Source organism: Catenuloplanes sp. NPDC051500 (assembly GCF_044454585.1).
GTDB lineage: Bacteria > Actinomycetota > Actinomycetes > Mycobacteriales > Micromonosporaceae > Catenuloplanes.
Genome location: NZ_JBITDX010000007.1, coordinates 238,677 through 259,810, shown reverse-complemented (window position 1 = coordinate 259,810; position 21,134 = coordinate 238,677). Strand labels below are relative to the sequence as shown.

Sequence of the window (21,134 nt, the reverse complement as noted above, 5' to 3'; positions counted from 1 at the left end):
CGTCCCGCGGAGCCCGGAATGACGCGGGTCACCAAGATCCCGCAGCGTGACCGATTGGGAATGGAAACCTTTGCATGTCTGAATCACGGGTGTAACGTGCGGCCGAGATTGTGCTCCCAGTCTCGTCACATGGGGAAGGAGTTCCCTCTTGCACGGTCAGATCAGAACCGTTCTGGCGGGCGCCACCGCGGCCGCGACGGTCACGATGTTCTTGACTGTTCCCGCCACCACCGCTCTCGCCTCACCCCCGGCCGCCGACGGTGAGCCACGGATGCCGGTCAAGGCCGACAACCTGGTGAACCCGCTCGCCGACTCATACCAGGCCGCCCGCGAGGAGGCGCTCACCAAGCTGCTCAACGGTGAGGCCACCACCGAGATGCGCAACGGGTCCGAAGTGGTCCGTCTCGGCGGCAACCGCTGGGTCGAGGTCAAGCAGAAGACCAAGACCGACCCGCTGCTGACGTTCCTGGTCGAGTTCGGCACGCAGACGCTGCCGCAGACCGGTGGCACGCCAGGCCCGCTGCACAACCGCATCCCCGCGCCGGACCGGGTCATCGACGGCCAGCCGACGGACGACAACAGCACGCTGTGGGCGCCCGACTTCAGCCGTGCCTACTACCAGGAGCTCCTCTTCAGCACGAAGAAGGAGTCGATGACCACGTTCTACACCGCGCAGTCCGGCGGTCGGTACACGGTCGGCGGCGACGTGTCGAACTGGGTGACAGTGCCCTACAACGAGGCGCGGTACGGCAGTAACACCTGGTCCGGCGGCGAGGGCTACCAGGACTTCGTCAAGGACGCCGCCCTCGCGTGGTACCAGGCGCAGGTCGCTGCAGGTCAGACGCCTGCCCAGATCAAGGCCACCCTCGCCAAGTACGACGTGTGGGACCGCTACGACGTCGACGGCGACGGCGACTTCAACGAGCCGGACGGCTACATCGACCACTTCCAGGCCATTCACGCGGGTGAGGGCGAGGAGGCCGGCGGCGGCGACGAGGGTGCGGACGCGATCTGGTCCCACCGCGGCTACACCTACCAGGGCGACTACGGCCAGACCGGTCCCGGGCAGAACCTGCTCGGCGGCGTCCCGATCGGCGACAGCGGCTTCTGGATCGGCGACTACACCACCGAGCCGGAGAACGGCGGCCTCGGCGTCTTCGCCCACGAGTACGGGCACGACCTCGGCCTGCCCGACCTCTACGACACGCAGGGCGGCGACAACGGCACCGGCTTCTGGACGCTGATGTCCGGCGGCTCGTGGTTGTCCCACGACCCGAACAACATCGGCTCGACGCCCGGCTACATGGGTGCCTGGGAGAAGCTGTTCCTCGGCTGGCTCGACTACACCACTGTCAAACCGGGCCAGAAGAAGACTGTCGTGCTCGGCCAGGCCGCGGACGCGAAGGGCCCGCTCCCGCAGGCCGTCGTCGTACCGCTGCCGGACCAGACCGTCGTCACCGAGTACAACACGCCGCACTCCGGGTCGTACGAGTGGTGGAGCGGGTCGGCCAACGACCTCAACACCATGCTCACCCGTACGCTCGACCTCACCTCCGCGACCTCGGCGGCCCTCACCGCCAAGGCGCAGTACGAGATCGAGCCCGGCTACGACTACCTCTACGCGGAGGTGTCCACGGACGGCGGCAGTCGCTGGACGCGCCTCGGCACGCCGGTAAGCAGCAGCAGCGAGGGGGAGTGGGTCGACCTGACCTACGACCTCGCGGCGTTCGTCGGACAGTCCGTGCAGTTCCGGTTCCGCTACCAGACCGACGGCGGCGTGCACTTCGCCGGCGTGTTCCTCGACGACCTGTCGCTGCTCGTCAACGGCACGGCCGCGTGGACCGACGACGTCGAGTCCGCCACCTCCGCGTGGACCGCGCGCGGCGGCTGGACGCGCTTCACCGGCACCGAGACGCGCATCGCGCCGCGGTACTACATCGCGGAGTGGCGCACGTACACCGGTTACGACAAGGGGCTCAAGACCGGGCCGTACCAGTTCGGGTGGAACTCCACCCAGCCGTTGCGGGTCGAGAAGTTCCCGTACCAGGACGGCCTTCTGGTCTGGTACGTGAACGACGAGTTCACCGACAACGACACGATCAACCACCCCGGCGGCGGCGCGGTTCTGCCCGTCGACGCCCGCCCGGCCCCGATCGTGTTCCCTGACGGCGTGCGCCTCGGCAACCGCCGCCAGCCGTTCGACGCCACGTTCGGCGTCCAGCGGACCGACCCGGTCACCCTGCACCGCAACGGCGTCGCGCTCAACATCCCGGCGCGCCCGCCGATCACCACGTTCGACGACTCCGACCCGAACCGCTACTACTCGACGGCGAACCCGTTGAGCTCGGTCCAGGTCGCCGGCGTCGGCGTGAAGATCCAGGTTCTCACCGAGTGGAACCTGATCGCCCCGTTCACAATCCTCACGGTCACCTCGCCCAAGCAACCCTGATCACACCGCTTTCCCAGGGCCGCCGGAGCACAGTCTCCGGCGGCCTTTTAATGACTTACACAAGTCCATCGCGGGACTGGTCTCCGCTCGCGCCGCCGAACGATAACCCCACTACCGGCGGAACCGCCCATACGAGCCTGAACAGTCATCAATCGCGTACCAGTCGATAGTCGCCGTAGCCAACAAATAGGCGGCGGGACGGTTACGGACTGTAGGCTTCGAGGGCGTTTGATGACGGTCAAGGCCCTTGAAGGTAACTCGGAGTGTTACGCAGCCGTTACGAACACCCGCGTGAAACTCTCTCGTCAGAGCCGTATGTTCTGCGCAGCAAACAAATCGATGCTTCGTCGGCCCGGCAGCGGGCCCCATAAGAGAGGAGACGCCGAGTGTCCAAGAGCTTCCGGATTCTCGCGTCCGTCGCCATGGCCGCAACTCTGGCCGCGACGTCCGCCTGCAGCAGCACCCGTGACAGCGAGGAGACGTCTGGCGGCTCCACGTCGAACCTGGTCGGCATCGCTATGCCGACCCGCAGCCTCGAGCGGTGGAACAACGACGGTGCGCACCTGGACGATCTGCTGAAGAAGGCCGGCTACACCACGTCGCTGCAGTACGCCGACAACAAGGTCGACCAGCAGATCACCCAGCTCGAGAACATGATCAACCAGAACGCCAAGGTTCTGGTCGTGGCCTCGATCGACGGCACCGCGCTGGGCCCGGTCCTCGAGAAGGCCGCGAACGCGAAGATCAAGGTCATCGCGTACGACCGCCTGATCAACGCCACCCCGAACGTGGACTACTACGCCACGTTCGACAACTACCTGGTGGGCAAGCTGCAGGGCGAGTTCATCGTCGACAAGCTGGGCCTCAAGGACGGCAAGGGCCCGTTCAACCTGGAGCCCTTCGCCGGCTCGTCGGACGACAACAACGCCAAGTTCTTCTTCAACGGCGCGTGGGACGTTCTGAAGCCGTATGTCGAGAGCGGCAAGCTGGTCATCCCGTCGGGCAAGAAGCTCGTCGGCGAGGAAGACTGGAAGACCATCTCCATCACCGGCTGGAAGTCCGAGACCGCGCAGGCGGAGATGGACAACCGGATCAACTCGTTCTACACCGGTGGCAAGAAGGTCAACGTCGTTCTGTCGCCGAACGACTCGCTGGCGCTGGGTATCGCGCAGTCGCTGGAGTCCAAGGGCTACAAGCCGGGCGCTGACTACCCGCTGATCACCGGTCAGGACGCCGACCTGGCGAACACCAAGAACATCCTCGCGGACAAGCAGGCGATGACCGTCTGGAAGGACACCCGGACCCTGGGTGACCAGGTTGCCAAGATGGTCGACGCGACCGTCAAGGGCACCGCTGTCGAGACCAACGACGACAAGACCTACAACAACGGCGTCAAGGTCGTCCCGGCCTACCTGCTGCCGCCGGTCGTCGTCGTCAAGGACGACGTGAAGACCAAGCTCGTCGACTCGGGCTTCTACACCGCTGACAAGCTCGGCCTGTAAGTCGAACTCCGGCCGGGCCCACCTTCTGCGGGCCCGGCCGGTCCTGGTCGAATCCTGGACCTCGCCTCGCTTCCCCGCGATCCGCGAGACAGACCTAGAGCAAGTGAGTTGTGCGATGGTCAACGACACGACCCCGATCCTGGAGATGCGGGGGATCACCAAGACCTTCCCGGGCGTCAAGGCGCTCTCGGACGTCACGCTGAGCGTGACCCGCGGGGAGGTCCACGCCATTTGTGGCGAGAACGGCGCGGGCAAGTCGACCCTGATGAAGGTGCTCAGTGGTGTGTACCCGCACGGATCCTACGACGGTGACATCGTTTTCGAGGGTGAGACCTGCAAATTCAAGACGACCCGCGACTCCGAGGAGCGCGGCATCGTCATCATCCACCAGGAACTCGCGCTCAGCCCGTACCTGTCAATCGCGGAGAACATCTTCCTCGGCAACGAGCGAGCCCGGGGCGGGGTCATCAACTGGGCGCAGACCAACCGGCAGGCCGCCGACCTGCTCGCCCGGGTGGGACTGAAGGAGCAGCCCGACACCAAGATCATGGACATCGGTGTCGGCAAGCAGCAACTCGTCGAGATCGCCAAGGCGCTGTCGAAGAAGGTCAAGCTGCTCATCCTCGACGAGCCGACCGCGGCTCTGAACGACGAGGACTCGGCGCACCTGCTCGGCCTGCTGCGGCTGCTCCAGGACGAGGGCATCACCTCGATCATCATCTCGCACAAGCTGAATGAGATCGCCGCGATTGCCGACAGCACGACAATCATCCGCGACGGAAAGAGCGTCGAGACCCTCGACATGCACGGCGCCGAGCCGGTCTCCGAGGACCGCATCATCCGCGCGATGGTCGGCCGCGACCTGGAGCACCGATTCCCCTCGCACACCTCCACGGTGGGCGAGGAGATCCTGCGGATCGAGAACTGGACCGTGCATCACCCCAACGACCCGAGCCGGGTCGTGGTGGACTCGGCAGCGCTGAACGTGCGGGCCGGGGAGATCGTCGGCCTCGCCGGGCTGATGGGCGCCGGCCGCACTGAGCTGGCGATGAGCGTATTCGGGCACAGCTACGGCAGCGGCATCTCCGGCAAGCTGTTCCTGCACGGCAAGGAGGTGTCGATCAAGACGGTGTCCGCGGCCATCGAGCACGGCATCGCCTACGCCACCGAGGACCGCAAGCACTACGGCCTCAACCTGATCGAGGACATCAAGCGCAACACGACCGCTGCCAGGCTGGGCAAGATCTCCCGCGTCGGTGTGGTGAACTCGGCCAAGGAGGTCACCATCGCCGACCGGTTCCGCAAGGACATGCGCACCAAGACGCCGAGCGTCGATGTGCAGGTCGGCAAGCTGTCCGGCGGCAACCAGCAGAAGGTCGTGCTCAGCCGGTGGCTCTTCGCCGAGCCCGAGGTGCTGATCCTCGACGAGCCGACCCGGGGTATCGACGTCGGCGCGAAGTACGAGATCTACGAGATCATCAACAAGCTTGCCGACTCCGGCAAGGCAGTTATCGTCATCTCTTCCGAGCTGCCGGAACTGCTCGGTGTCTGTGACCGGATCTACGCGATGAGCCAGGGGCGCATCACCGGTCAGCTTCCCCGCGAGGAGGCCTCGCAGGAGAGCCTCATGCGCTACATGACCATGGAGAAGAGCGGAGCAACGCGGTGAGCGCGCCCACCACGCTGGACAAGCCGGCGGCCACGCCGGAACCCGGCGACAAGACCGAGGGCGGCTCGCTCGCCGGCTACCTCGGTGGCAACCTGAAGCAGTACGTGATGGTCGCGGCCCTCATCGTGATCACGCTGTACTTTCAGTTCGAGACCGACGGCCTGATGCTTCTGCCGAACAACGTCGTGTCGCTGATCCAGCAGAACGCGTACGTGTTCGTCCTGACCATCGGTATGGTCATGATCATCGTGGCCGGTCACATCGACCTTTCGGTCGGCTCGGTGGTCGCGTTCGTCGGCGGCATCTGCGCGCTGATGATCATGGAGTGGAGCATCGCCTGGCCTCTCGCGATCGTCCTCTCCATCGTGCTCGGCGGCGTGGTCGGCGCCTGGCAGGGCTTCTGGATCGCCTACGTCGGCATCCCGGCGTTCATCGTCACGCTTGGCGGCATGCTGCTCTTCCGCGGCCTGGCGATCTACTACGTCGGCACGACCGTCGGTGGCCTGCCCAGCGACTTCAACGCCCTGGCCAACGGTGCCCTGCCGAACTGGCTCGGCTTCATCGGCAACCTTGACGCCGTCACCGTGGTGATCGGCGCCATCGCCGGGGCCGGCCTGCTGATCAGCCAGATCGGCACCCGCCGTGAACTGGTCCGCAACGACCTGCGCACCGAGCCGTTCGCCGCGTTCGTCGGCAAGCTCGTCGTCGGGATCGCCGCGGTCGGCTACCTGACCTGGCTGCTCGCCAACAGCTCCAGCGGCATGCCGATCGTGCTGATCATCGTCGGCGTCCTGGTGCTGCTGTACTCGTTCGTCATGAACAACACGATCTTCGGCCGGCACGTGTACGCGATGGGTGGCAACCTGCCTGCCGCGATGCTGTCCGGTGTGAAGACCAAGCGGGTGAACTTCCTGCTCTTCGTGAACATGGGCCTGCTCGCCGGTGTGGCCGCCGTGATCACCACGGCGCGCGCCGGATCGGCCGTCGCCTCCGCCGGCCAGAACTACGAGCTCGACGCCATCGCCGCCGCCTTCATCGGTGGCACTGCGGTCAACGGCGGCGTCGGCAAGGTCACCGGCGCCATCATCGGCGCGCTGGTCATGGGTGTGCTCAACATGGGACTGTCCATCATGAGCGTCAAGCCGGAATGGCAGATGGTCTGGAAGGGCCTGGTGCTGATCGCCGCTGTCGCCTTCGACATCGTCAACAAGCGCCGCAGTAAGTAGTCCTTCCAGGGAAGGAATCAGCGCCGTCCGGAGTCACCCGGGCGGCGCTGTTGCCGTTGCGGCCGGAATACGATTCCGACGTTCACGCACACGAATCTCCGCCGTCAGTTCAAGAACATCACCGCGAACCCGGCCGTCGCCATCTCCATCAGCGACCCGGAGATGATGCGCCCCACGGCGGTCAGCAAGCCCGATCTACTGCCGGCGGATCGCCAGGGCGGCGATGCCACCGGCGGGGATGAGGAGCCAGCAGGAGATGACGCGGTAGATGAGGACCGCGGCGGTGGCGGTGATTGCGGTGGCGCCGGCGGTCGTCAGGCCCGCGACAAGGGCGGTTTCGATGACGCCGATGCCACCGGGGGTGAGCGGCACCTGCCGGACGATCTGTACGCCGAGGTAGATGGTGGCGAGCGTGATCAGGTTGATCTGCAGGCCCAACGCGCGGGTGCAGGCGATCAGGCAGAGCAGGTCGGTGAGGCGGTTGACTGCGGAGTAGCCCACCACGGCGGCCCAGTCGCGGACGCGCAGGCCGGCGCCGGCGTGCCAGGCGGCGCGGGCGGTGAGCAGCAGGCCGTGGGCGTAGCGGGCGACCCTGCCGGACGGCGGGACGCGGTCGAGGAGCCCGGGGGACGGGCGGCGGCGACGGCCGAGCGCGACCGCGGCGGCGATCAGGAGGACCAGCGCGGCGACGACGGCGAGCGGGCGCCAGTTGAGCGTGGTGGCGGAGTTGTGGGTGAGGAGTACGGCGCCGCCGCCGGCGTAGAGCAGGGTGAGGCCGCCGATCGAGGCGAGGCCGGAGACGATCGCGCAGACCGTGCCGATCTCGCTTGGGACGCCGGCGCGGCTGTACTCGCGGATCGCGTAGCCGGTGGAGACGGCCGGGCCGGCGGGTACGGAGATCGAGATGGCGTTGCGGGCCAGGATGATCGCGAAGAGCCGGCGTTTGCGGATCGACGCGCCCATCGCGGTCATCAGGTGCCGCTCCTGGAAGGCGAAGCAGGCCAGCGACATTGCCTGAAGGACTGCGGCGCCCATGATCCAGCCCCAGTGCGCGCCGCCGAGCGCGTCGGTGAACGCGCGGGAGTCGGGCAGTTTGCCGCGGAGCCCGATGACGGCCAGCAGTGCGACCGAGACCGCTACCGCGGCCAGCCGTACCCACCGACTCCGCCAGGTAGCCGACTTACCCGGCACCACGGTTATTTCCGACATCTCCGGAATGGTGTCCGATGGCGACGGAGTGTGTGCGGTCAACGACATTGCATGATCCTCGCAAACGGCGGGCCTGCTGACACCCCCACCGTCGTCAAGGTCACGTCGATCGTCGTTCGCCCTGCTCACGAGCGGGACGGCGCCAGGGTCACCGGCAGCGAATCGTAGGACGGGATAAGCACCCGCCGCCGGTACCGCCGCCCCCGGATCGTCCAGGGCCGGCCGGACGAGATGACGGTCCGCACCAGCCCGCCGATCTCCGCCCGGGCCAGCGGCGCGCCCAGGCACAGATGCCGCCCGGCGCCGAACCAGAGTTGCCGCTGCTCCGGCAGGTACCCCCGGTCCAGCGAGAAACCGCCCACCCGGTTGTTCGCGGCGTGCGTCAGGATCAGCACCCGCTCGCCCGCGCGAAGCGTCCGCCCGGCGATCGTCACGTCCGAGGTCACCGAGCGCCCGATCGCGGCCGCCGGCGTGGTCACGCGCAGCCCCTCCCGTACCACCTCGGGAATCAGCTCTTGATCTTCAAGCAGCCGGTGCTGTGCGCCGGTGTCGTGCAGCAGCGCCACGATGCGCGCCATCGCGGACGCGGCCGTCTCGGTGCCGGCCACCATCAGCAGCGTCGACAGCCCCTCCGCGTGCTGCTGCTCCACGCCCAGCTCACGGCACCTGCCGAGCACGGTGGTAGGCGGCGCGGTGCGGAACGCGTCAGGCACGTTAGCGGTCAGCCGGGCGACGATCTCCCGGCCGCGCGTGATCGTCGACGGCGCCAGATGCGTGGTCGTCGACGCGCGCATGGCAAGCATCGCCAGCTCCTCGCCGGTCGCGAAGATCTCCCGGTACGACTCGTCGGTCCCGGCCGTGCGCAGATGCAGCAGGTCGGCGACGATCCGGCCGACGAGCACCCGGGCCAGATCCGCCACGTCCACGGTCCGGCCGGCCGCGAGATCCGCACCCGCCTCCGCCAGCCGCGGCCCGAGCACCCGGTCGGCCAGCCGCCGCGCGCTCTCCTCGGTGAACAGGTCCCGGGTCTTCGCCCGCAGGCTGTGGTGGCCGGGGCCGTCGAACACGTCGTTGACCCAGTCGCCGAGCAGCTGCGACCACATGTGGCCGACGCCGCCCTCGCCGAGCAGGTTGAAATGGGCCGGATCGTTCAGGATCGCCCGCGCGGTCACCGGATCGGCGACCACCCAGCCCAGCCGCGGCACCTTACGCAGCGGCGTGGCCAGCCGGCCCGCCGTGAGCAGCAGCGGCAGCGCCGGGCGCGCCGCGCCGATCACCCGCCACTCGTGCAGGCCAGCCCTATCGATCATGTGGGCATCGTGTCAGAGCGCCACAACATCGAGGTTCCCATCAGATGAGCGGCGGGGGCGCCGATCGGTGCGGGCCCCACCGCCTTTGGAGGCACGCATGGACCCTGCCGTGATCGTCGACACGATCTCGTCCTGGACCGGCGGATTCGTCGACCTGATGACCTCGCTGCCGGCGCCCGTCTGGATCTGCCCCGCCCTGCTCTTCGCCGGAGGAATGCTCGACCGGCTCGCCTCACGCGGCTGACCAGCGCTGGGACCGCTCCCAGTGCGAACCGGCCGGACCACCGCTAGGCTCTCGATCGACGTAAATCGACCACGTCGTCGGCCGTGCGGAGGACGGCAATCCATGATCCTGATATCTCTCCTGCTCGACTTCGCCAACATCCTCGGCGGATTCCTGCTCGCCATAGCCCTGCTGCGCCGCCTGCCCCGGGTCGGCGATGATCTGTCCCGCTTCGCGGAACGCCTCGGCGCGTTCGGCTGGATCGTCGGCATCGTCGCGCTCGTCACCGGCGGCTTCTACCTCATCGTCCACCTCTTCTCCGGCCCGCAGGTCTTCCACTTCGAGATCATCGGCATCCTTGTGGGCGTCCTGCTCCTCTGGGACCGGCTGACCGGCCGCCGCTCGCCCGGCAGCCCGGACGCATCCGCCGGCCTCGGCCTCATCCTCGCGATCTTCGGCATCATCGCGATCGTGGTCGGCATCCAGGGCATCCTCACCCCGGGCTGAAAGATCCAGTTCCTTTTCCCGCTCCCGCGGTGGTCCGGCCCGCATGCTCCCGCGGGCAAACCTCGCTGCGGGCAAAGACTCCGCTGGCGCTCCGCTTTCCCCTTCGCGCCGGAGCCGGTCCCGCGGTGGTCATGGCAAAGCCGCGACCACCGCGCGACTCCGGCTCCGGAGTGCGCCGCGCGCTTCGGCCGGTCCCGGCTTCACGTGCGCCGGTGAGGAGGTCAGCGTGCAGCGGGCTGTTCAGGATCAGGCCGACGCCGAGGTGGCGTAACGCCGGCACCAGCTCCCGCTCCACCGCGCGCACCGCCAGGTTGTAGGCGATCGTGGTGGGCGGGCCGGACCGTCAGGCCTCGACCAGGGCGGCCTCCTCGGCGGCCGGGGCCGGGGTGCGGTGCGGGCGGACGGCGGGGACGAGGAGGGAGAGCGCCACGGCAGTGGTGGCGAGCGCGGTCATCAGCCAGAACGCGTTGGTGTAGCCGGACTCGTAGGGCAGGCCGCTCGGCTGCACGTGCGTGGTGACGATCGCGGAGACGACAGCGGTCCCGATCGACGCGCCGATGGTGCGGATGTTCGTGTTCATGCCGCTTGCCGCGCCGGTCTGGGAGCGCGGCACCGCGTTCACGATCAGGTTGATCATCGCGGCGAAGGACAGGCCGAGGCCCAGGCCGAACACCGCGCCCGCGGTGGAGACCTGCCAGGCCGCGTCGTGGAAGAGCGCGATCGTGGCGTTCGCGACCGCGACCAGTGCGGCGCCGATGACCAGCTGTGCCTTGCCGGACAGGCGAGTGCTGAGCGGGCCGCTGAGTGAGCCGGCCGCGGCCATCGCCACAAGCATCGGCAGCATGAGCAGGCCGGTGGTGGTCAGGCTGGCGCCGAACCCGTACCCCGCGGCGGTGGGGGTCTGGATCAGCTGCGGCAGGAACGCGTAGCAGGCGAACATGCCGGCGCCGAACAGCAGCGCCACCAGGTTCGTCGTCCAGACGGCGGGGAGGCGCAGCATGCGCATGTCGATCAGCGGGTTCGCCGAGCGGTACTCATAGGTGATCCACGCGGCGAGCAGCACGGCGGCCGCGGTCAGCAGGCCGACGACCCGGAACGAGCCCCAACCCCAGAGCGGCGCCTTGGAGAGCGGCAGCAGCAGCGCGACCAGCCACGACGACATCAGGGCGGCGGCGAGCCAGTTCACCTTCCCGGGGGTACGGATCGGGGACTCCGGCACGAAGCGGTGCGCGGCGGCGGCGACAAGCAGCGCGGCGACGAGCGGCAGCCAGAACAGCCAGCGCCAGTCGAGCGCGCTCACCACCGGCCCGGCCAGCACGATGCCGATGCCGCCGCCGGCCGCGATGACCGCGGACATGCCACCGACCGCGGACGCGACCCGGGCCGGCGGGAACTCGTCGCGGATGATGCCGAACGCGAGCGGGAAGACCGCGCCGCCGAGGCCCTGCAGTACACGGGCGGCGATCAGTACGCCGATTGTGGGCGCGAGCGCGGCCAGCAGGCAGCCGGCGGCGAGCGCGATCAGCGCGCCGACAAGCACGCGGCGCTTGCCGATCAGGTCGCCGACGCGCCCGAGCAGTGGCGTGGCCACCGCGGCGGCGAGCAGCCAGATGGTGAACACCCAGGTGACGGTGCTGCCGTCGGTGTGCAGGTCGCGCTGGATGGTGGGCAGGACCGGTGTGATCAGCGACTGCATCAGCGAGACCGTGGCGGCCGCGGAGGCGAGGATCGCGAATACGCGCCCGGAGGAGGTGATTGCCATAAGGCGGGCCCTTCGGAAGACAGCGACGTGCCTGTTAAAGTGGAGGCACTCCTCCACCTTAGCGGAGGGGTGCCTCCGGTATCAACCTGGTCCTCGGGAGGGGTGTCGTGACGGAGCGAACAAGGCCGCAGCGGGCGGACGCCCGGCGCAACTACGACGCGCTGCTGCGCGCCGCGCGTGAGGTCTTCGCGGTCAAGGGGACCGAGGCGTCGCTCGAGGAGATCGCGCGTACGGCCGGCGTCGGCATCGGCACGCTCTACCGCAACTTCCCGGCCCGCCAGGACCTGTTCGAGGCGGTGTACGTCGGCGAGGTCGAACAGCTCTGCCGGCTCGCGGACGAGGTCGCCGCCCGCCCGCCGTGGGAGGCGCTGCAGACCTGGCTCCGCGCGTTCGTCGGCTACGCCGCCACCAAGCGCGCGATCAAGGAGGCGCTGAACATGGAGTCCGCCATGTTCATGAACTGCCGCGCCGACATGTACGCCGCCGGACAGCCGCTCTTCGACCGCGCGCAGGCCGCGGGCGTGGTGCGCGCGGACGCCAGCTTCGACGACGTGCTGCGCATGGTAAGCGGCATCACCGGCGGCTCCTACGTGGACGACGCCCAGCGCGAACGCGTCCTGACGATGGCGCTTGCGGGCGCCCGCGCATAGGCGGTCAGCGTCCGGCGAGCCAGGCGAACGAGGCGGGCAGCGCGGCCGTGACCGGGTTGGTGAGCGTGCCGATCCCCTCGATGCCGATCTCCACCTCGTCACCCTCGGCGAGCGTGAAGTCCAGGCCCGGCACCAGCCCGGTACCTGTGGACAGCACCGCCCCCTCCGGGAAGTGCGCGCAGCGGAACAGGTGCTCGACCAGCTCGTCGAGCGGCCGGTGCAGCAGCGACGTGGAGGTCTCGCCTGTGAAGACCACGCCCGCGCCGCGCCGGATCGACAGCGTGATGCCGAGCGCGGCCGGATCAGGCAGCTCCCAGGCGGGCCGGATGCCGGGGCCGACCGCGCACGCGCCCGCGTAGACCTTCGCCTGCGGCAGGTACAGCGGGTTCTCGCCCTCGATCGACCGGGACGACACGTCGTCGCAGACCGTGTAGCCGACCGTCTCCGCGTGCGCGTTGAGCACCAGCGCCAGCTCCGGTTCGGGAACGTCCACCGTGGAGTCCGGCCGGACGCCGATCGGCTCACCGTCGCCGACCACCCGCCACGCCGCGCTCTTGAAGAACAGCTCGGGCCGGTCCGCCTCGTAGACAAGCGAATACACGTCCGCGACCTGGCTCTCCTCGCGCCGCGCCTCCCGCGACCTGACATACGTCACGCCGCTGGCCCACACCTCGGTCCGCCCGTCCACCGGCGGCAGCGGGCGCACCGGGCCGTCCTCGACCGGCCACTGCTGCGTGACGAAAGCACGGATCTCGTCCACCGGCCGTTCCAGAAGCAGACCCAGCGTGGGTACGCCGAGGCGGCGCACGGTGCCGTCGTCCTCCGCCACGCCGACGTGGGTGGCGCTGCCCGACTCGTACCGGATGATCAGCATGTGTGGCCTCTCGTGCTCGTCACGCGTCGCTCCACGCGCTCTGCGACGGCCGGCAGGACCGGCCCTTCTCCATTGCGGCCGTCGCGGCGTCGATGCCGGCGTTCAGCCGGTCCCGGACCAGCGCCATGTCGGCCAGCCGCTGCTCAAGACGGTCCCGCTCGCCGGTCAGCAGCGCGATCATCTCCGGCGTCACGGTCCCGGTCTCGATGTGCGGAAGGATGCTCAGGATCGACTTGCTGGCCAGGCCGGACGCGTAGAGCTGCTGGATCAGCCAGACCTGGTCGACCGCGTTCTCCGGGTAGTACCGCGTGCCGCCGGAACTGCGCTCGGAGCCGAGCAGCCCCTGCTCCTCGTAGTACCGCAGTGCCCTGACGCTCACGCCGGACTGTGCGGCGAGGTCGCCGATCTTCAGGCTGGTCTTGTGCATGGTGATCCGCTCGCTGTGACCTGTGGGTGCTGTGACCTATGGCTGGTGTGACCGGTGGGTGCTGTGACCTGGCTAACTGGGACTTGAATCTGACGTGCACGGTAGATCCTAGCGTATTGACCATGACAACTCGCGCCGCAAAGGCCTTCTCCCGCCCGATCACCATCGGCCGGCTCACCCTCCCCAACCGCATCGTCATGTCCCCGATGACCCGGTTCAGCTCGACCGGCGGCACCGCCCCCAGGGACCTCGCCGCCTACTACGCCAGGCGCGCCGCCGCCGGTGTCGGCCTGGTCATTACGGAGAGCATCTACATCGACCACCCCACGGCCGGGAACATGGAGAACGGCTCCCGGATCTACGGCGACGCGCCGCTTGCCGGCTGGTCCCGCGCGGTCGAGGCCGTACACGCGGAGGGGGGTGTGATCTGGGCGCAGCTCCAGCACGTCGGCATGTTCCGCAAGGCCGGCGACGAGCCGCACCCGGACGCGCCCGCGTTCGGCCCGTCCGGCGTGCCGATGGACTACGCCACCGACTTCTCCGGCGCCCCTGTCGAGATCGTGCCGCGCGTCGGGCACACGATGACACCTGCCGACATCGACGACGTGATCCGCGCGTTCGCCACGTCCGCCGCCACCGCGGAACGGCTCGGCTTCGACGGCGTCGAGCTGAACGCCGGCCACGGCTATCTCATCGACGAGTTCTTCTGGCCCGGCACCAACCACCGCACCGACGCCTACAACGGTGACGTGGCCGCCCGCGCCCGCTTCGCCGCCGAGATCGTCGCCGGGATCCGCGCCGCGGTCTCGCCCGGCTTCCCGATCAGCATGCGGCTGTCCCAGTGGAAGAACAACAACTTCACCGCCCGCAACTGGGAGACGCCAGACGAGTTCGGCATCGCCCTCGGTGCGCTCGCCGACGCCGGCACCGACCTCTTCCACCTCTCCACCCGCCGCTACTGGGAGCCGGCCTTCGACGGCTCCGGCCTCAACCTGGCCGGCTGGGCGAAGAAGCTGTCCGGCAAGCCGGTCATCACTGTCGGCTCGGTCGGGCTGGCCGACGAGTTCTGGAACAGCCTGGCCGGCGGCGACGTCGCCGTCACCGGCATCGACGGGCTGCTCGACCGCCTGGAATCCGACGAGTTCGACCTCGTCGCGGTGGGCCGGCCGCTGATCGCGGACCCGGAGTGGGCGGCCAAGGTGACGGCCGGCCGGGAGAACGAGATCATCGCGTTCACGCCGGCCGCGCTCGGCACCATCTATTGACACGGTAGGCGGCACACGTGTGATCGACTCTCGTACCCTCTAGCGATGCGAGTCGACGGCGACGAGAACGAGCTGGTGCGGTGGGACGACTGGGCGCCGCCGCTGCCCTGGCGGGGTGAGGCCGGGCCGGTCGCGCTGGATCCGGATGCGGCCGCCACCGTGGCCGCGGTGCTGGCGCCGCGCGCCGGCAAGGTCGCGCGGGTGCTCCGCCGGGACGACGTGGCGCCGGAGATCGTCTCTGCGCCGGCGGACAGCCCACTCGGCGCCGCGGTCCGGGCCTACCTGACGTTCTGGACCTCGGAGTGGGACGACCAGCACGACATCGGCCGGATGAACGCCGGGCTGGCCGACGCGTGGATCACCACGCACGGGCTCGACTTCGCGGTGCGCGCCGCCGCCGAGCTGGCGCGGCTGGACCACAGCGGGCGCGACTACGACGATGATGCACGGCCGCCGGCGCACGTGGCCCGCGCGGACCGGCTGGCGTACTTCTCCCGGATGTCCGGCACGCTTGAGCGGCTGCGCGACGTCCTGGCCGGCGCGCCCGAGGAGGAGTACCGCCGGGCGGTCGGCGCGCTGGGCGAGGTGCGTGCGGCGACGCCGTGGCCGGCCCGGGCGGTGACGTCGTTCCTCGCGCCGGACCAGGTCGCCTGGGCCGCAGAGGACGCGGAGCGGGACCTGGACGCCGACGCGGCGACGCTGCTGGCGGCGTCCCTGCGCGGCGACCCGGCCACGCTCCGGCGCGTCGGCACGGCGTCCTCCGTCTCCTGGGGCCTGCCGCGGTTCGCCTCGACGTTCGCGCTGGCGGGCGGGGAGGCTGCGGTGCCGGCGTTCGCCCGCACGGAGACCGACCACGCGCACCGGCACCTGGCGGGCCTGCCGTACGAGGGCGCGCTGGCGGTGCTGCGTGACCGGATCGCCGACCGCGCCACCCGGCAGTGGCTCGCGGTGGCGGTGGAGCGGTACCCGGCGCGCGCCGTCCGCGTACTGGCCGGCGGCGGCGATCACCGGTTCGTCGGCGAGCTGTTGCGGCAGCACGTCCTGGCCCATCCGGACATCGCCCGGTGCACGCTTCCGGACCACCCCCTGGTCGCGGCCGTGCTCGCCGAGCTGGACGCGGTCCCCGGCGGCGACCCGCCGCCCCTGCTCGCGGAGCCGCCGTGGGCAGTCCGGCGGAAGACCGTGAAACCGGTCGTCGTGCCGGGCCTGGTCTGCGACGACCCGCCCACGATCGACTGGCGGCCGGGTGAGCGGGTGCTACCCGACGGGCGCGGTCAGCAGCGCGACTGGCAGGCGGACGCCGACGGCTGGGCGGGACAGGGCAACTGGCTCAAGGTGCGGATGTTCCTCTACGGCCCGGAGGAACTCGCGCGGCCGCTGCTGGCCGGTTTCCGCTTCCACAGCGGCTCCGAGGCCGAGCATTCCCTGCCCGGCCTGGTCGCCCGGTTCGGCGTGGACGCGTTCCCGGCCGCGATCGAGGTCGTCCGCGGCGAGCCGGGCCCGCACGCCGCCACCATGCTTCCGTACGCCGCGCCGGAGCTCGCGGTCCTCGTCGCCGAGTGGCTCGCCCACCGGAAGTCGCTTCGCGGCACCGCCCGCGCCTGGCTGCTGCGGCACCCCGCCCGGGCCGCCCGCGCCCTGATCCCGCCCGCACTCGGCCCGGCCGGGCGCCCGCGCCGGGAGGCGGAGGCGGCACTTCGCGCGCTCGCCGCGGCGGGACACGCGCGGACCGTCCACGATGCCGCCGCCGACTACGGCGACGACGCGGCCGCGGGCATCGGCGCGCTGCTCGGCACGGATCCGCTGACGATCCTGCCGGCCCGCGTCCCGGCGGTGCCGCGCGAGCTGACCGACGCGGTGCTGCCGCCCCTGCTGCGCGGCGGCGACCGGCGGCTGCCCGGCGCGGCGACGCCCGCCCTGGCCACCGTGTTCGCGATGAGCACGCTGGAACAGCCGTACGCCGGCGTCGCCGTGCTGAAGGACGCGCTCGACCCCGCCGACCTGTCCCGCTGGGCGTGGGATCTGTTCCGCCGCTGGTATCTGACCGGCACCGACCCGAAGCACGGGTGGATCATGGCGGCGATCGGCCTGGCCGGCGACGACGCGATCACGGTGCCCTTCACCCGGTTCATCCTGGCGTGGCCGGGCGAGGGCGGGCACGCCCGCGCGGTCGAGGGCCTGTCCGCGCTGGCCGCGATCGGCACCGAGGCCGCGCTCCAGCAGCTGCACCGGGTCGCGCAGCGCAGCACGTTCAAGGGGCTCAAGTCCGCCGCCCGGCAGAAGATCGACGAGGTGGCCGCCGGTCTCGGCCTGACCGGGGAACAGCTCGCCGACCGGCTGGTACCGGATCTCGGCCTCGCGCCGGACGGGTCGCTCACGATCGACTACGGCCCGCGCCGGTTCACCGCGCGCTTCGACGAGCAGCTGCGGCCGTACGTCACGGACGAGGCAGGCCGGACGCTCAAGGCGCTGCCCAAGCCCGGCGCGAAGGACGATCCCGAGCTGGCGCCGGCCGGGGCGAAGCGGTTCGCGGCCGTGAAGAAGGAGGTCCGCCCGATCGCCCGCGACGTTATCGACCGCCTCGAACGGGCCATGGCCGACGGCCGCGAGTGGACCACTGAGGAGTTCCACACCTACCTGGCCGGGCACCCGCTCGTCGGCCGGGTCGCCCGCCGTCTGCTGTGGAGCGCGGACGGCGTGACGTTCCGCATCGCCGAGGACGGCACGTTCGCCGACGCCGCCGACGCGCGGGTGAAGCCGCCGGCCGGCGCGGTCACCGTCCCGCACCCGCTGCGGCTGGCCCACGGGGAGCTGTCGGCCTGGGCGGAGCTGTTCGCCGACTACGAGCTGCTCCAGCCGTTCCCCCAGCTCGGCCGCGACACGTTCACCCGGACGGCGGAGGAGGAAGGCGCGACCCGGCTCACCCGGCTGGAGGGCGCCGGCGTCCACATCCCGCGGCTGCTGGCGCTTGAGAAGCACGGCCGCTGGCGCCGCGGCCCGGCGCAGGACGCGGGCATTGTCGGGGAGTTCAACGGCACGCTGCCGGGCGGCGTCGAGGTGAGCATCGACCTGAACCCCGGCTTCTCGATCACCGAGGTCGACGACTACAGCTCGCTTGACCGCATCTCGCTGAGCTGGGGTCACACGCTCGGCGACCTCGACCCGGTCGTCTTCTCCGAGCTGGTCCGCGACCTGACCGAGGCGGTGGACGCCAGCTGACGCGCTCTTCCGCAGGACGGGCCGCCGCAGCCCGCGTCCCGGGCCGACCGCCGCGCCCGTGCCGCAGCGCTCGGCAGCGCTGTCGCTGACGAGTGCGTTTCCGGCCCGGCGCCGGCCGTCCGGCGCGTCCCCGGCCCGGCAGACGTTACGGACAGCAGTCAGACCGTCGCCCGGCCGTCAGCCCACCTGCGGTCGGTGCCGGGGGAGTCCGGGTTGAGCGTGCCGTCGAGCAGGCTCGGGAACAGCTCGGCAAGCACGCCGCCGCCGGCCGCCTCCGGGTCGCGGTCCTGGTAGAGGCCGAGCACGTCGAGCACCCGCCCGGCGAGCGCGCCCGGATCCGTGTCCGCGCGGTACAGCGCGTCCCACAGGTCGCGCTCAAGCGCCGTCACGGCCGGCACCCAGGCCTCCGGCGCGTCCGTGTGCAGGGCGCGCGTCCGGGCCTGCAGCCCGAGCCCGAACGTATCGTCGGTGATCAGCCGGAACGGGCGCGCGTCGATGTCGAGCGACCAGGCCAGCGTGCGCCCGATCTGTGCCACACCCAGCGCCTTGACAAGCGCGAACACCAGATCATCCGCGTCCGTACGGTCCCCGTCCTGGGCGATCACCGCGTGCAGCCGCGCCGCGTCCGGCGTCAGCCCGGCCGCGGCCGACCACTCCCGCAGCTCATCCGCGACCGCGCCGACCGTGCGCCCCTCCGGCTCCGGCCGCCCCTCCGGCGCGTGCTGGACCGTCCCGCACGGCCCGTCCGTGTCCCACAGGTGGGTGAGCGCACCCGTCCGCCCCGGCACCGAGGCGGACAGGGCCGCGCACGAGCCGTCACTGACATAGATCGCGAGCGCCGGCCACCCGGTCCACTCGGCCAGCCCTCGCGCACCCGCACACAGGTCCGGCGGGTCGTTCCACCCGGACGTCTCCAGCAGCTGCCACCCGCCGCCGAGCTCCCGCAACCACCGGTGCCGGAACCCAAGTCCACCCACGTCCGTCAGCAGCCCGTCCGGCCGCGCGACCACGACAGTTCCCCAGTAACCCACGAAGCGAACTATAGGGACCGGCAAGCGCCCGCCACGCGCTGGCGAGCCGCCTCGGCCGTCGATTCAATCCGCCGTGGTCAGGAGTGGGTGGGTTGGTCGTGTGACCACGGACCTGGCAGGGAGGCCGCCTGCGGCCGACCGGTGTCGCCGGGAGGCCTCGGGTGGTGATGTGAGACCGACTGGGAAATGGATGTTCGCCGGTTGTGGGGTGGGAGGTTGTTCGGGAGGGTGCGGGGATGGCGATCGATACGCACGTGCACTTCTGGGATCCGGCGGAGTTGGACTATTCCTGGTTGGCGGGGACGTCGCTTGAGCGGCGGTACGGGCCGGAGGAGTTGGCGCACGATGCGGGCGAGGTGCCGGAACTGATCATGGTGCAGGCGGACTGTGCGGTGGGTCAGGCGCGGGACGAGGTGGAGTGGGTGCGGGCGCTTCATCCCCGGGTACGCGGAATTGTCGCCTACGCGCCGCTGGAGACCGGGGATCTGTCGCTTGTGGAGGATTATGCGGCCGATCCGTTCGTGGTCGGGGTGCGCCGGAATATCCAGGATGAGAGCCCGGGCTTCGCGGTGAGCGATCAATTCCGGTACGGGATGCATGCGCTCGGCGCGGCCGGGCTCACCTTCGACGCGTGCATTCGGCACCATCAGATCGGTGAGTTGGTCACGCTGGCCCGGGACTGTGCGGGCACCACGATCGTGCTTGATCACCTGGGGAAGCCGCCGGTGGCCACCGGTGAGGGGCGGGCGGCGTGGCGGGCCGGGCTCGCGGAGCTGGCGGAATTGCCGAACGTCTACTGCAAGCTGTCCGGGCTGGTCACGGAGGCGCCGTTCGACAGCTGGACGGTCGAGCTGATCCGGCCGTACCTGGCGGAGGCGTTGTCGTTGTTCGGGCCGGGGCGCTGTCTGTTCGGAAGTGACTGGCCGGTGGTGAACCTGGCGTCGGACTACCGGCAGTGGCGTGGCCTGGTGCGGCGGTTCGTGCCCGAGCAGCACCACGAGGCGGTGTTCGACAGGAACGCGCGCGCGGTGTATCGCCTCGATTCTCCGCGCCCGGGTCGCTGACATTTGTCGGGTTCCGGCGTCTTTGGTGGCAGGCGGCCGATTTCCGGCGCTTGCGCTTTTCCCGATCTGTCTGATGGACCGCTCAGTAAGGCGGTTCGTGGTGTTAAATCAAAGTTGAGTTGAGAGATGACTAAGAGTGTCAAAGGAGGCTACTCGCCGTAGTCGCTACCAACTCGGAGCCTATAGCGCAACCACCCGTTCCGCTCTGCTCCGGGTCATTCGGGCGATCTTCGCCTTGCCTGGTCAGGCATAACTCGTGACGTCTTTCCGAATCTCACTGGATCCGTGCAAAGCTTCACTGGTCGCTCATGATCCAACCACCTTCCGTATTCGCCGGCTGGCGAGCGGTTCGCTGAAACAACCGGAGGAAAAGTGGCAAACATCGATACCACGCTCAAAGACGCGATGGCCATCGACGGTGCCATCGGCGTCGCGCTGGTCGACTACACAAGCGGCCTCACGCTCGGCGTGATGGGCGGCGGACCGGGCATGGACGTCACGATCGCCGCCGCCGGCAACACCGACGTGGTCCGCAGCAAGCTGCGCACGCTCGAGATGCTCGGCCTGCCGGACGGCATCGAGGACATTCTGATCACCCTGGACAGCCAGTACCACCTGATCCGGCTGCTGCAGCCGCGCCGGCAGGGCGAGGCGCTGTTCATGTACCTGGCGCTCGCCAAGAGCCGCGCCAACCTGGGCATGGCCCGGCACCAGCTCAAGCGCATCGAGTCCGAGCTCGAGATCTGA

Annotated in this window: 17 protein-coding genes; 11 read left to right on the top strand and 6 right to left on the bottom strand. The window is 69.9% G+C overall.

Annotated elements, in window-relative coordinates; translation table 11 throughout:
- Positions 1-148 precede the first annotated feature (148 nt).
- The 4 genes from ACIA8K_RS16965 (at position 149) to mmsB (ending at position 6,846) form a co-directional block, all read left to right on the top strand.
- The gene (locus ACIA8K_RS16965; RefSeq protein ID WP_396059720.1) at positions 149-2,449 is read left to right on the top strand and encodes an immune inhibitor A domain-containing protein; all 2,301 of its coding nucleotides are present in this window, start codon (positions 149-151) and stop codon (positions 2,447-2,449) included.
- A gap of 386 nt (positions 2,450-2,835) precedes the next feature.
- Positions 2,836-3,951 carry a multiple monosaccharide ABC transporter substrate-binding protein gene (chvE, locus tag ACIA8K_RS16960; RefSeq protein WP_396059718.1) on the top strand — a complete coding sequence of 372 codons (1,116 nt, stop codon included), beginning with the start codon at positions 2,836-2,838 and terminating at the stop codon, positions 3,949-3,951.
- Between the two features lie 115 nt (positions 3,952-4,066).
- Positions 4,067-5,620, top strand: coding sequence for a multiple monosaccharide ABC transporter ATP-binding protein (gene mmsA, locus ACIA8K_RS16955; RefSeq protein ID WP_396059716.1), 1,554 nt, complete (start codon positions 4,067-4,069; stop codon positions 5,618-5,620).
- Positions 5,617-6,846 (top strand): multiple monosaccharide ABC transporter permease, encoded by a 1,230-nt coding sequence (gene mmsB / locus ACIA8K_RS16950; RefSeq protein WP_396059714.1) that lies wholly within the window; start codon positions 5,617-5,619, stop codon positions 6,844-6,846. The genes mmsA and mmsB overlap by 4 nt, the downstream gene beginning before the upstream one ends.
- Positions 6,847-7,041: 195 nt before the next feature.
- Here mmsB and ACIA8K_RS16945 read toward each other — a convergent pair whose 3' ends face one another.
- Both ACIA8K_RS16945 and ACIA8K_RS16940 read right to left on the bottom strand, forming a co-directional pair.
- Positions 7,042-8,055: a YbhN family protein gene (locus tag ACIA8K_RS16945; RefSeq protein ID WP_396059712.1), complete on the bottom strand. Its 1,014-nt coding sequence runs from the start codon at positions 8,053-8,055 to the stop codon at positions 7,042-7,044.
- A 125-nt stretch (positions 8,056-8,180) separates the two neighbouring features.
- Positions 8,181-9,365 carry a cytochrome P450 gene (locus ACIA8K_RS16940; RefSeq protein WP_396059710.1) on the bottom strand — a complete coding sequence of 395 codons (1,185 nt, stop codon included), beginning with the start codon at positions 9,363-9,365 and terminating at the stop codon, positions 8,181-8,183.
- 97 nt (positions 9,366-9,462) lie between these two features.
- Here ACIA8K_RS16940 and ACIA8K_RS16935 point away from each other — a divergent pair, with 97 nt between their 5' ends.
- Both ACIA8K_RS16935 and ACIA8K_RS16930 read left to right on the top strand, forming a co-directional pair.
- A complete protein-coding gene (locus tag ACIA8K_RS16935) occupies positions 9,463-9,609 on the top strand; it encodes a hypothetical protein (protein ID WP_396059708.1) in 147 nt (48 codons plus the stop codon).
- Between the two features lie 102 nt (positions 9,610-9,711).
- Positions 9,712-10,095 (top strand): hypothetical protein, encoded by a 384-nt coding sequence (locus ACIA8K_RS16930; protein ID WP_396059706.1) that lies wholly within the window; start codon positions 9,712-9,714, stop codon positions 10,093-10,095.
- A gap of 343 nt (positions 10,096-10,438) precedes the next feature.
- Here the strand turns inward: ACIA8K_RS16930 and ACIA8K_RS16925 are convergent, their stop codons facing one another.
- The gene (locus tag ACIA8K_RS16925; protein ID WP_396059704.1) at positions 10,439-11,857 is read right to left on the bottom strand and encodes an MFS transporter; all 1,419 of its coding nucleotides are present in this window, start codon (positions 11,855-11,857) and stop codon (positions 10,439-10,441) included.
- Positions 11,858-11,964: 107 nt separating this feature from the next.
- Between ACIA8K_RS16925 and ACIA8K_RS16920 the strand changes: the two genes are divergently transcribed.
- The gene (locus ACIA8K_RS16920; protein WP_396059702.1) at positions 11,965-12,507 is read left to right on the top strand and encodes a TetR/AcrR family transcriptional regulator; all 543 of its coding nucleotides are present in this window, start codon (positions 11,965-11,967) and stop codon (positions 12,505-12,507) included.
- Between the two features lie 4 nt (positions 12,508-12,511).
- Here the strand turns inward: ACIA8K_RS16920 and ACIA8K_RS16915 are convergent, their stop codons facing one another.
- Both ACIA8K_RS16915 and ACIA8K_RS16910 read right to left on the bottom strand, forming a co-directional pair.
- Complete coding sequence (locus ACIA8K_RS16915; RefSeq protein ID WP_396059700.1) at positions 12,512-13,381, bottom strand: fumarylacetoacetate hydrolase family protein; 870 nt, start codon at positions 13,379-13,381, stop codon at positions 12,512-12,514.
- A gap of 19 nt (positions 13,382-13,400) precedes the next feature.
- Entirely contained in the window at positions 13,401-13,793 is a 393-nt protein-coding gene (locus tag ACIA8K_RS16910; protein ID WP_396059981.1) for a MerR family transcriptional regulator, read from the bottom strand.
- Positions 13,794-13,930: 137 nt separating this feature from the next.
- On the opposite strand from ACIA8K_RS16910, the gene ACIA8K_RS16905 reads away from it, so the two are divergent.
- Positions 13,931-15,073, top strand: a complete 1,143-nt coding sequence (locus ACIA8K_RS16905; RefSeq protein ID WP_396059698.1) for a 12-oxophytodienoate reductase — start codon at positions 13,931-13,933, stop codon at positions 15,071-15,073.
- Positions 15,074-15,118: 45 nt separating this feature from the next.
- Positions 15,119-18,292 (top strand): DUF4132 domain-containing protein, encoded by a 3,174-nt coding sequence (locus ACIA8K_RS16900; protein WP_396059696.1) that lies wholly within the window; start codon positions 15,119-15,121, stop codon positions 18,290-18,292.
- 158 nt (positions 18,293-18,450) lie between these two features.
- Here the strand turns inward: ACIA8K_RS16900 and ACIA8K_RS16895 are convergent, their stop codons facing one another.
- Positions 18,451-19,323: a hypothetical protein gene (locus ACIA8K_RS16895; RefSeq protein WP_396059694.1), complete on the bottom strand. Its 873-nt coding sequence runs from the start codon at positions 19,321-19,323 to the stop codon at positions 18,451-18,453.
- A gap of 236 nt (positions 19,324-19,559) precedes the next feature.
- Between ACIA8K_RS16895 and ACIA8K_RS16890 the strand changes: the two genes are divergently transcribed.
- On the top strand, positions 19,560-20,387 hold the full coding sequence (locus ACIA8K_RS16890) for an amidohydrolase family protein (protein WP_396059692.1): 828 nt from the start codon (positions 19,560-19,562) through the stop codon (positions 20,385-20,387).
- A 372-nt stretch (positions 20,388-20,759) separates the two neighbouring features.
- Complete coding sequence (locus ACIA8K_RS16885; protein WP_396059690.1) at positions 20,760-21,134, top strand: hypothetical protein; 375 nt, start codon at positions 20,760-20,762, stop codon at positions 21,132-21,134.

What these genes read in the sequence shown, in the direction of transcription:
- mmsA (WP_396059716.1), top strand. Translation starts at nt 4,067, where the DNA reads ATGGTCAACGACACGACCCCGATCCTGGAGATGCGGGGGATCACCAAG.
- ACIA8K_RS16945 (WP_396059712.1), bottom strand. Translation starts at nt 8,055, where the DNA reads ATGTCGGAAATAACCGTGGTGCCGGGTAAGTCGGCTACCTGGCGGAGT.
- ACIA8K_RS16940 (WP_396059710.1), bottom strand. Translation starts at nt 9,365, where the DNA reads ATGATCGATAGGGCTGGCCTGCACGAGTGGCGGGTGATCGGCGCGGCG.
- ACIA8K_RS16935 (WP_396059708.1), top strand. Translation starts at nt 9,463, where the DNA reads ATGGACCCTGCCGTGATCGTCGACACGATCTCGTCCTGGACCGGCGGA.
- ACIA8K_RS16930 (WP_396059706.1), top strand. Translation starts at nt 9,712, where the DNA reads ATGATCCTGATATCTCTCCTGCTCGACTTCGCCAACATCCTCGGCGGA.
- ACIA8K_RS16925 (WP_396059704.1), bottom strand. Translation starts at nt 11,857, where the DNA reads ATGGCAATCACCTCCTCCGGGCGCGTATTCGCGATCCTCGCCTCCGCG.
- ACIA8K_RS16915 (WP_396059700.1), bottom strand. Translation starts at nt 13,381, where the DNA reads ATGCTGATCATCCGGTACGAGTCGGGCAGCGCCACCCACGTCGGCGTG.
- ACIA8K_RS16905 (WP_396059698.1), top strand. Translation starts at nt 13,931, where the DNA reads ATGACAACTCGCGCCGCAAAGGCCTTCTCCCGCCCGATCACCATCGGC.
- ACIA8K_RS16900 (WP_396059696.1), top strand. Translation starts at nt 15,119, where the DNA reads ATGCGAGTCGACGGCGACGAGAACGAGCTGGTGCGGTGGGACGACTGG.
- ACIA8K_RS16890 (WP_396059692.1), top strand. Translation starts at nt 19,560, where the DNA reads ATGGCGATCGATACGCACGTGCACTTCTGGGATCCGGCGGAGTTGGAC.